Genomic DNA, 10,612 nt, shown 5'->3' with positions numbered 1-10,612 from the left:
CGGGTCTCCTCGGGTTCGTCCAGGTCGAGGCGGGTGGACAGTTCGCGGGCCATGGCAGCGAGATCCGGCCAGTCGAGATAACCGTCGCCGGTCTGGTCCAGCACCTCGCGGAAGAAGTCCTCGGCGCCGCGCCGCCCGTCGCCCGGCTCGGCGGGCTCCGCCTGGCGGGGGAGGGGCGTCACGAGGCGGATGAGTGCTCCGGCCCGTTTGATGCGGTCGTGCAGCGCCGCCACCGTCCGGGCGCGCGGGTCGTCGCTGCCGGGGGAGAGGGCCAGCAGGTCGGCGACGTCCTCGGCCCGGACCCAGCCGTCGGGCAGGAACCGGGCCAGGCCCACCGTCAGATAGGCGCCCTGCATGAGGGTGCGGGCACCGGGCACCTCGGGGAGCCCGGCCCTGCGGCGGAAGGGCTCGGGGAGCGACGCCACGGTGATCACCCCGATGAGCGGCCCGGCGACGGCGCGGCCGGTGGCCCACAGCGTGGGCAGACCGCTCAGCAGCGGTGGGGCGGGCAGGTGGTCGAAGAGGCGGTAGAGGATGATCCGCATCGCCTCGGTGTTCTCCAGTTCCTGCGCCACCACCCGGTCGTAGTAGACCCAGAACCCGGTGAGCGTGTCCGGCAGGTGGCCGGCCGCGTCGCCGAGGACGGCCAGATAGGCCTGGAACTCGGCGTACAGCCGTTCCATGGCGTCCTGTTCGAGGGCCTGCCCGCTCAACCGGCACATGGTGACGATGCTCTCGAACAGCGTCGCCACCACCCAGGCCCGCACCGCCGGGTCCATCGCGTCGTACGGCCGGTCGTCCGGGCCGGTTCCGGTCAGCCGGGCATGGAGGCGGTTGAGCCGTGCCGCCTCGCGCTGCCGTACCTGGTCGTCGTCGCCGAACATGCGCTGCAGGCTGCGCAGGGTGTTGCGCAGCCGTCGCCAGGGGTGGGCGACGAACGTCGAGTTGTCGATCAGCGCGGCGCCCACCTGCGGGTGGGCCGCCTCCAGGACGGTCGCGCGGACCATGGCCAGCGCCCAGCGCGGGTCGTCGAAGAACTGCTGGAACTGCGAACCCGCCCCGAACGGCGAGGCGTTCGGGCCGGGCGCGGTGGTGTCCTGGGCGGGTGCGGAGCGGCTGCGGTGTGCGTCGGTCACGATCGGGCGTCTCCGTTCTGCGGCGGGACCTGCGGCGTGATCTGAAGCGTGATCTGCTGGGTCGTCTGCTGCGGGCGCTGCGGCGGATCTATTGCGGGCTCTGCGGCGGGACCTGCCGCGGCAGGACGCCGCCGAAGCGGCGATCGCGCTGCCGGTAGGTGTGCAGGCACTCGAGGAAGTGCGGTGCGCGGAAGTCGGGCCACAGCACCGGCGGGAAGACCCACTCGGCGTAGGCGACCTGCCAGAGCATGAAGTTGGAGATGCGCTGCTCGCCCGAGGTCCGGATGACCAGATCCACGTCGGGTGTGTCGGGGAACGGCAGATGGCCGGCGAACATGGTCTCGTCCACCTCCTCGGCGGGCACTCCGGCGCGGATCAGCGACCGGGCCGCCTCCACGATGTCCCGGCGCCCGCCGTGGTCGAAGGCGACGGTCAGCGTCATGCCCCGGTTGCCGCCGGTCAGCGTCATCAGGTCGGTGAAGTCCCGCGTCAGGGCGGCCGGGATGCGGCGGTCGCCGACCCCGAGGAAGCGGCAGCGGATGCCGCGCGCGTGCAGCAGCGGCGCGTGCTTGCGCACCACTCTGCGCACCAGCCGCATCAGGTAGTCGACCTCGGCCGTGGGCCGTCCCCAGTTCTCGGTGGAGAACGCGTACAGGCTCAGCCAGCCGACGCCCGCGGTCCGCGCCGCCTCGATGACGTCGATCACCGTGGTCTCGGCGGCGCGATGCCCGGACGTGCGCGGCAGGGACCGCTGGGCGGCCCACCGTCCGTTGCCGTCCATGACGCACGCGACGTGCCGCGGCACCGCCCTGCGCCGGCCGTCAGCGGCCCCGGATAACGGACCCGGCTCGGCGACAGCTCCGCCGGCACTCTGCCCCATCGTCATGAACGCCCCCTCGCCCCCCGCCGCGCGCCCCCTCCGGCGCACTTCCCCCACGCGAAGCAGCGTGCCATCCCGTCCCGTCGGACACCCGGGTCAAGCCGCACATTCACCCCTGGAACGCGCGTACGAAACCGGCGGGGAGTGGGGTCGGTGAGGCCGTCGGCCGGGTGCGGGGACGGCGGAGGCGGTGGGCCGCCGGGTCTGACGCGACCGCACGGCCAGGCGGTACCGCGTTCAACTTTAGGTCATCTGCCGGATAGCTCGGGCCGCGCCGCCGGTCCACAGTTTCCGCAGGCCGTTCTTGGGGCGGCCGTGCAGCAAGGAACGTCTGTGAACGCGGAGTTCACCGACGGCGGGGCGGAACCAGAACGACGGCGACGGAGATCCGGATGGGCACGGGACGGGGCCGGGCGGCGGAGGGGGACGCGTTCGCCGGAGACGAACCGATCCGAGTCGGGCAACTGCCGAACGAAGGGAACGAACATGCAGAGACGCGCGCGCCTGCGTGCTCCTGTGTCACTCCTGATAGCCGCGGGGCTGGGGGTGTTCGCCGCGGCACCGGTGGTGGCCGCCGCCCCCGCGCAGCCGGCCGCTCCGCGCCAGGCGTCGGCTGCCGCACCTGCGGTGAGTGCCTCGTGCTCGGCGCCGAAGTCCACTCACGAGGCCCGCTGTTTCGCGCTCAAGCTCAACGGCGTGGCCGGCGGCACGGGGCTGCGGTCGGCCGCGGAAGCGCCCCACGGACTCGGCCCCGCCGACCTCGCCGCCGCCTACGGGCTGCCCGCGGACGGCGGTGGCGGCGCCACCGTCGCGATCGTCGACGCCTACGACAACCCGAACGCGGCGTCCGACCTCGCCGTCTACCGCGCCCAGTTCGGCGAGGCCCCGCTGGCCCCCGGCCAGTTCGTCAAGGTCAACCAGTCCGGTCAGCAGGGCAACTACCCGGCCGCCAACGCCGACTGGGGCGCGGAGATCTCGCTCGACCTCGACATGGTGTCTGCCGTCGCGCCCAAGGCCAACATCCTGCTCGTCGAGGCGGAGAGCGCCGGGTTCGACGACCTCGGCGCCGCGGTGGACAAGGCCGTCGCCCTCGGCGCGGACTACGTGTCCAACAGCTACGGAAGCGGGTACACCGCCACTCCGGGCAGCGGCGAGCCGTCGTTCATCAGCGACTACGAGCACTACTACGACCACCCGGGCGTCGCCGTGGTCGCCTCCAGCGGCGACGGCAACTACGGCGTCTCGTTCCCCGCGTCCTCGCCGCATGTCACCTCCGTGGGCGGCACCTCTCTGGTGCGGGACCCGTCGACGGCCCGCGGCTGGACCGAGTCGGTCTGGAACAGCCATGGCGGCGGCCCCGGTTCGGGCTGCTCGGTGATCGAGCCGAAGCCGTCCTTCCAGAAGGACACCGGCTGCGGCCACCGCACCGTCGCCGACGTCTCCGCGGTCGCCGACCCGGTCACCGGCGTCGCGGTCTACGACACCTTCGGGCAGTCCGGCTGGGCCCAGTACGGCGGCACCAGCGCCTCCTCGCCGATCATCGCCGCGACCTACGCGGTGGCCGGCCCGGTGGCCGAGGGCACGTACCCCAACAGCTACCCGTACGCCCACAGCGGCAGCGTCAACGACGTGACCACGGGCAGCAACGGCACCTGCGCCCCGGCCTACCTGTGCACCGCGGGACCCGGTTACGACGGCCCCACCGGTCTGGGCACGCCGAACGGCACCGCGGCCTTCACCGGTCAGCAGTCCGGCGTCCTGGCCGGCACCGTCACCGACGCCGCGGGCAAGCCGATCGCGGGCGCCAAGGTCGTGGCCGGCGGGGACTCCCCGGCCACCACCGAGACCGCGGCCGACGGCACCTACCGGATGAAGCTCGTCCCGGGCGACACCGACATCAGCGTCAGCGCGTTCGGGTACGTGACGAAGACCGCGCACACCACCGTCACCGCGGACGCCACCACCACGGCCGACGTGTCGCTGGCCGCCGCGCCGATGGTGACCGTCAGCGGCAAGGTCGCCGACGGCAGCGGCCACGGATGGCCGCTGCCCGCCACGATCACCGTCGACGACGGCAACGAGATAGCGCCCGTCCACAACGACCCGGCCACCGGCGCCTACTCGCTGCGGCTGCCGGCCGGCGGCAGCTACACGCTGCACACCAGCACGACCCTGGACGGCTACCTCAAGCAGGACGCGGTCGTGACGACCGGCGCCAAGGACACCGTCCGCGACATCGCTCTGAGCGTCGAGACGCTGGCGTCGGTGACCGCCGCGCCCGGCTACGCCCAGCACGACACCGGCGCCACCGAGACCTTCGAGGGAAGCACGTCGCTGCCGGCGGGCTGGACGACGAAGGCCACCGAGGGCCCGGCCTGGGCCGTCGGGACACGCAATCCCGCCGAGACCGGGAGCGAGTCCGCGTACAACTACGTGTCGGTCGGCGGCGACTACGGCGTCTTCGGGACCGTCGACGCCTCGCTGACCACCCCGGAGGTGCAGATTCCCGCCGGGCGGACGCCGTTCCTGACCTTCGCCACCCTCGTCCTCGACGGCACCGACCAACTCGACTACAGCACCGACCACGGCGCGAGCTGGACGACCCTCGCGAAACTGCGGCCGGGAACGCAGGGCTACCAGACCTACGAACTGCCGGTCAGCAGCAAGCCCGTCACCGTCCAGTGGCGGTTCCACGCGTCCAGCGACGTCGCCGTCATCTCCGCCTGGAACATCGACGACGTGCGCGCCGGCAGCTCCTGGGCCACGCCGGAGGCCGGCGGCCTGATCACCGGCGACGTGCAGGACACCCTGGCCGGGCAGGCGCTCGACGACGCGACCGTGTCCGTCGAGGGCACCTCCGGCTCCACCACCAGCGCCCTGCTGCACGGCGGCAACGGCGCCCAGGGCGACCGCGACGGCGCGTTCGAACTGTTCTCGGCCCGGACCGGCCACCGCACCCTGACCGCGACGGCGTACGGCTACGACACCGCCACGGCGAAGGCCGACGTCAGGGCCGACCGCATCACCGACGTCCGGATCGCGGCGCACTCCGGCCGCCTGGAGGTCAGCGGCGGCCCGGTCGGCGCCACGGTCTCCGGCCACGGCTCGGCGACCGGCACCCTGACCCTCACCAACACCGGCGACGGCCCCATGACCGTCAAACTGAACGAGTTCCCCGGCGCCGCCACGACCGGCACCGGGACCGCCACCCGCTCGGCCCGGAGCGCCGGGAAGCCCGCCGTCTCCCCGCTGCGTGTCCCGCTGACCCGCGCCTCCGGGAAGCCCGGCCTGCCCGCGACGCTGCCCGCCCTCAAGAGCGCCGCGGCGGGCGCCAAGGCGGCCCAGGCCGCGGCCGGTGACGGCCCTGCCTGGTCGGCGCTGCCCGACCTGCCCGTCATGGGCTGGAGCCGCGTGGCCGGCACCTACAACGGTGTGCTGTACACCGGACTGGGCGGGGACGACGCCTTCGACTCCCTGAAGGACCTCTACGCCTACGACACCGCGTCCGGAACCTGGCACACCGAGGCCGACGCACCCTACGCCTCGGTCGGCCCGGTCGGCGGCTTCATCGGCGGGAAGCTCTACGTCGCGGGCGGCCAGCAGACCGACCCCTTCGCGGGCAACGTCGGCCCCATCCAGATCTACGACCCCGCGAAGAACGCCTGGACCACCGGCGCGAGCAATCCGGCGGCCACGACGCTGGGCGGCGGAGCGGTCGTCGACGGCAAGCTCTACGCCGTCGGCGGTGAGCGGCTCGTCCTGCGCAAGCTGAGCGGCGGCAACATCGACATCGCCACGAAGGTGACGTCCACGGTGAGCGTCTACGACCCGAAGACGGACACCTGGCACGCCGCCCACCCCTACCCGCACGAGGTCATCGCGGAGTCCTGCTCGGCCCTGTCCGGCAAGCTGTACTGCGCCGGCGGCCAGGGCTACCGGGACGCCTACGTGTACAACCCGGCCGCCGACAACTGGAAGCCGATCGCCAGCATGCCGCTGGACATGTCGTACGCGGCCACCGGCACCGGCGGCGGGAAGATGATCGTCGCCGGCGGCGCCATCGACGGCGGGTCCGTGGCCGTCAACGCGGTGTACGCCTACGACCCCACGATGAACTGGTGGACCGCGCTGCCGCTGACCGACAGCGTCAGCCTCGGCGCCACCGGCGCGGCGGGCCCGGACGGCTTCTCCTCGGTCGGCGGCTGGCAGGTCACCGGGTGGAAGCTGTCCGGCTACCCGGAGAGCGGCCCGACCGACGTCCCGTGGCTGTCGGCCGACAGAACGACCCTGACGGTCGAACCCGGACGGCCGGTGACCGTGCGGCTCAGGCTCAGCGCGCGCGGCACGAGCCTCACCGGGCCGGGCACGGTCACCGCGGCCCTGGGCATCGAGACCGACTCCGTCTACGGCGGGGTCACCGTCCCGGTCGCCCTGACCGTTCAGGCGCCCACCGCCTCGACCGGTACCGGAACCACCGGTGCGGCACACCCCGCCGGCGCGCCACCGGCCGCCGTGTCACCGCGAGGTGAGACGGCGACCCGGCCGGCCGGCTCCACGACGGCCGCCCGCTCCTGACAGCGGCCGCATCCGGCAGGGCCCGGGAGCCTCGGCTCCCGGGCCCTGCCCGTCCGTTCGGCCGCGGCCCTCTACGTGTCCGTGTGGCGACCGTGGCACCGGGTGTACGCCGTGACGGCCAGCCAGAAGGACATCCCCGTCCCCATGCCGTAGCCGAGGTGCGCGGTGAGATCGTCCGCCAGGACCTTCGGGGGGTACTTCCAGATCGGTTGGTACAGGCCGGCCTCCGGCAGGGCGACATAGCCCGCCGCCCAGACCGCCGCGCCGAACGGCAGGCCGTACAGCGGATGGGCCCGCCGGGCGGACCCCGCCGCGATGCCGTACAGCGCCGCCGCGGCGGACCCGTACGCCCAGTGCGCGGCGGTGCTGGTCAGCCACGCCCAGCGGGCGGGAAGCTCACGCTGGGTGAACCCCTCGACCAGACGTTTCGCGACCTGACCCGGGTCGGGAGCCGCGTCCCAGTCGTGGACGGGCGGGAACTCCCAGTCCTTCGGGCTGTCCTTGCCGCCGGCGCGCCGGTACCTGACGTAGCGCACCGCGTCCATGGTGGCCGTCCCGACCACGCCGGCCAGGACGCCGGCCGCGACCGCGGCCAGGGGGGTCAGGGGCCGTTGCGCCGGTTGTTCCGTTCGCGTGCTGTCCATGGCGTCGACCACTCCGCGGGTGTCGGCTGACCTGCTGTTCCGTCCCGGGGCGGTGGCGCCCTCGCCGGCTCCGCCCGGGAAGCACGGGTCGCCCCGGGCACTTCGGGTTCCAGAGTCCCACCATGCCCGGGGGGCCGCACCTCATCCGCGCGCCCGGGCGAGCACACGGCATGGGGTGGAGGCCGCCGACGGCGAACGGCGTCACCCCGCCCCGGGGATGGGGGAGCCGTCGGCCGGCGGGTGCGGCTGGGTGATCGAGACGGCCAGTGCCGTCCGCGAGGTCACGCCGCGTTTGCGCATCGCCGAGTTCAGCTGGGCCGCCACGGTCTTCGGGGAACGTGACAGCGCCTGCGCGATCTGCCGGTTCGTCAGCCCTTCGGCGACCAGGCGGACGACCTCCAGCTCCCGCGGCGACAACTGGTCCCCGTACCCCCGGCCGCCACCGGTCAGCGCCTTGCGGGCCCGCTCCTCGTCGTACGCCGCCCCGAGCGCGGCATACCCGGCGATCACCGCCTCCGCCTCCCGGACACCGGCGAACCGGTTGCCGGCCGCGCGCAGGCAGGCCGCCGCGCGCTCGCGTGCCCGCAGCGACGCGTACGGCCGCGGCACCGCGGCCCAGGCCTCCGCGGCCGCCAGCCAGTCCCGTGCGGCGGCCTCCGGGTCCTGCCCGGCCTCGGTCAGCAGCGCCGTGCAGACCAGCAGCGCCGCGCGCGGGGCCGGAGCGCGCCGCCCGCGCTCCGCGGCCGCGAAACGCTCGACCAGCGCGCGAGCCTCGGCGGCGCGGCCCAGCGCCAGCAGCGCGGCCACCCGCGGCGGCGCCACGTCGGTCGCCCACAGCCACAGCTCCTTGACCGCCACCAGCCGCATCGGGGCGTCCGTCAGGTCGATCGCCCCCTGGGCGTCCCCGGCGGCCAGCCGCAGCGCGGCCAGCGCCGCCACCGGCTCCAGCCACAGGTCGACGATGCCGCGCCGCTCGCCGTCCGCGGCCACCTCGCGCAGGTCCGCCTCGACCTGCGGACCCGGCCCCTCCACGGCGGTCCGCAGCACAGCCGACACCAGCAGCGTGTCCATCCGGAACACCGGTTCCTCCGGCAGGTCCTGCCACAGCGCCGCCCGCTCGGCCAGGCCCTCCCACGCACCGCTGAACAGGTCGAGATGGACGAGGGTGACCAGCGCGGTGTCCCGTACCTGGAGGTAGTCGTGCCGTTCGGCGAGCTCGACCGCGGCGGCCAGCCCGGGCCTGGCCTGCTCGGCGAGACCCCAGCGCATGCCCGCGTTGCCGACGTTCAGCGCGCCGCGCGCCACCTGCACCGCGACCCGCGGATGCAGGCGCCCGTCCGCGGCCATGCGCATCAGCTCCGCGGCACCCTCCCAGCCGGACTCCTCGCCCAGGTCGAGCAGCGCCGTCGTCCGGTCGACGAACAACGCGACCCGGTCGTGCTCCGCGAGCGAGGCCTCCTCGGCCATCCGCCGCGCGCGCTCCAGCCAGTGCAGATGGGCCGCGGCCGTCAGATCATTGGGGACCGGGACGCCGAGCGCCGTCATCGCCCAGGCGACCGCGTACGACGGCTCGCCGATCTCCGGGACGGCCTGCTCCAACTCGTCGGCCGCCGCCGCGTACTCGCCCAGGTGACGCAGCAACCTGCCGAGCTGGCCGCGTACTTCGGCCCGGTCGCGCGGGCCGAGCTGCCCGCCGTCGAGCAGTCCCCGCAGCCTGGCGAGGAGTTCGGCCCGCCGGGCGTCACCGGTGAACGCCAGCAGCGGCAGCTTCCCCACCAGCGGCGCGACCGCGGCCGCGGGCAGCGACGGCTCGTCGATCAGGTCCAGCAGCAGCGTGGCGGCGCGCGCGTGGTCCCCGGACGCGACCGCGAGCTCGGCGGCCTGCTGGGCGTAGCGGCTCCAGCCGTCGACGTCGCCGGCCTGCCGCAGGTGGTGGGCCAGCCGGCCGACGGGCCGTGGATGCGTGGCCTCCAGCAGTTCGGCGGCCCGGCGGTGCAGGTCCCGGCGCTCGTCCGGGCGCGCCTGGTCGTAGACGGCGCGGGCGGCCAGGACGTGCCGGTAGGCGACACGCCCTGCGTCGTCCTCGACCAGCAGGCCGCTGTGCACGGCGTCGGTCACGGCGTCGCCGCCGGGCGTCCCGCCCTCCCCGGCGTCGGTGCCGTCCGCCAGGCCGCCGTCACCGGCGGGCGGCGCGGCGAGCGCGGTGAGCTGGGCCGCGGGGGCCGCGTCCGCCAGGACGGCGGCGGCCAGCAGCACCCGGCGTGCCGCCGGGCCGAGCCGGGCGGCCCGCTCGGTCACCGCGTCGCGGATGGTGGGAGGCACCGCGATCTCGTCCAGCGTGCGCCGGATCCACTCCCCGTCCCGGCGTACGAGGTCGGACCGGTCGTGCATCAGCAGCACGCACTCCTCCACCGCGAGCGGCACGCCCTCGGTGTGGTCGTGCAGGAAGGCGGCGAAGGCCGTCGACACGTGCTCGCCGGCGAGCATCGACGAGACCAGCGCGCGGGTGTCGTCCACCGTCAGCGCGGTCAGCGCCACACGGACGTGGTGGACGTCGGGGGAGGGGCGCGAGGACAACCGCAGGAGCAGGGAGTCGGCCGGCACCTCCTCGGGGCGGTAGGTCAGCACGAGGCTGATCGGGTGCGGTCTGCGGGAGGCGAGGAACACCAGGAACTCCAGTGTCGCCGCGTCCGCCCAGTGCAGGTCCTCGACGACCAGCACGCCGATCCCGGCCCGGTCCAGCACCTCGGCGAGCGCGCGCATCAGACGGTGCCGCGCGACCGAGGCGTCGGCCGCGGCCGGGGGCGGCGGCGGGAGTTCGTCCGACCACTCCGGCAGCACCGGCCGCAGCGCCCCCGCCAGCGCCGACAGCCCGAGTTCCGCCGGGCCCGCCACGGCCTGGCGCACAGCGTCGACAACGGCGCCGAGGGTCAGCGCCTCGCGGAACGGCGGGCACATCGCGACCAGATGGCGCACTCCGCCCACGGCGTCGGCCCGCCCCAGCGCCTCGCGGACCAGCCGGCTCTTGCCGATGCCGGCCTCGCCCTCGACCAGGACGAGCGCGGGCAGCGACGCCAACGCATCCGTGACGCGGCGCAGTTCGCGATCCCGCCCGACCAGCGACGGCGGCCCGACGCGGTCCGTACCCGAGGCACCGCGTCCCTGCGCCCCGGCCGCCGCACCGCGATCCGTGCCGGTACCCGTGAAGGCAGGCGCCTCGGGGCCGCTCGCGCTTCCCCGTCCGGCGCCGACGCTCAGCAGCCCAGGCTCTCCGCCGCCCGTCGTGCGTCCTCTCCGCGCTGGTGCGCCCGTGCGGTTCCGTCCCGCGTTCTCGTCCGCGCCGACCGTCACCCGCACGCCTCCTGCCCGACCAGGTC

5 protein-coding genes are annotated in these 10,612 nt (G+C 74.7%); 1 reads left to right on the top strand and 4 read right to left on the bottom strand.

Going from position 1 to position 10,612, the window contains the following annotated elements:
* The coding region (locus K7862_RS36515; protein WP_372461729.1) for an oxygenase MpaB family protein at positions 1–1,139 on the bottom strand (1,139 nt) is incomplete at its 3' end.
* Between the two features lie 85 nt (positions 1,140–1,224).
* Positions 1,225–2,016: a polyprenyl diphosphate synthase gene (gene uppS, locus K7862_RS36510; RefSeq protein WP_372461728.1), complete on the bottom strand. Its 792-nt coding sequence runs from the start codon at positions 2,014–2,016 to the stop codon at positions 1,225–1,227.
* 516 nt (positions 2,017–2,532) lie between these two features.
* On the opposite strand from uppS, the gene K7862_RS36505 reads away from it, so the two are divergent.
* A complete protein-coding gene (locus K7862_RS36505) occupies positions 2,533–6,591 on the top strand; it encodes a carboxypeptidase regulatory-like domain-containing protein (protein ID WP_222970005.1) in 4,059 nt (1,352 codons plus the stop codon).
* A 71-nt stretch (positions 6,592–6,662) separates the two neighbouring features.
* On the opposite strand, the gene K7862_RS36500 is transcribed toward K7862_RS36505, so the two are convergent.
* Complete coding sequence (locus tag K7862_RS36500) at positions 6,663–7,235, bottom strand: hypothetical protein (protein WP_222970003.1); 573 nt, start codon at positions 7,233–7,235, stop codon at positions 6,663–6,665.
* 201 nt (positions 7,236–7,436) lie between these two features.
* The gene (locus K7862_RS36495; protein ID WP_222970001.1) at positions 7,437–10,586 is read right to left on the bottom strand and encodes an ATP-binding protein; all 3,150 of its coding nucleotides are present in this window, start codon (positions 10,584–10,586) and stop codon (positions 7,437–7,439) included.
* Positions 10,587–10,612 lie beyond the last annotated feature (26 nt).

The organism is Actinacidiphila acidipaludis (assembly GCF_019890725.1).
GTDB lineage: Bacteria > Actinomycetota > Actinomycetes > Streptomycetales > Streptomycetaceae > Actinacidiphila > Actinacidiphila acidipaludis.
This window is presented reverse-complemented; position numbering and strand designations above follow the sequence as displayed.

Bases quoted from the DNA above. Each gene is read 5' to 3' on its own strand.
- uppS (WP_372461728.1), bottom strand. From the start codon at position 2,016: ATGGGGCAGAGTGCCGGCGGAGCTGTCGCCGAGCCGGGTCCGTTATCC.
- K7862_RS36500 (WP_222970003.1), bottom strand. From the start codon at position 7,235: ATGGACAGCACGCGAACGGAACAACCGGCGCAACGGCCCCTGACCCCC.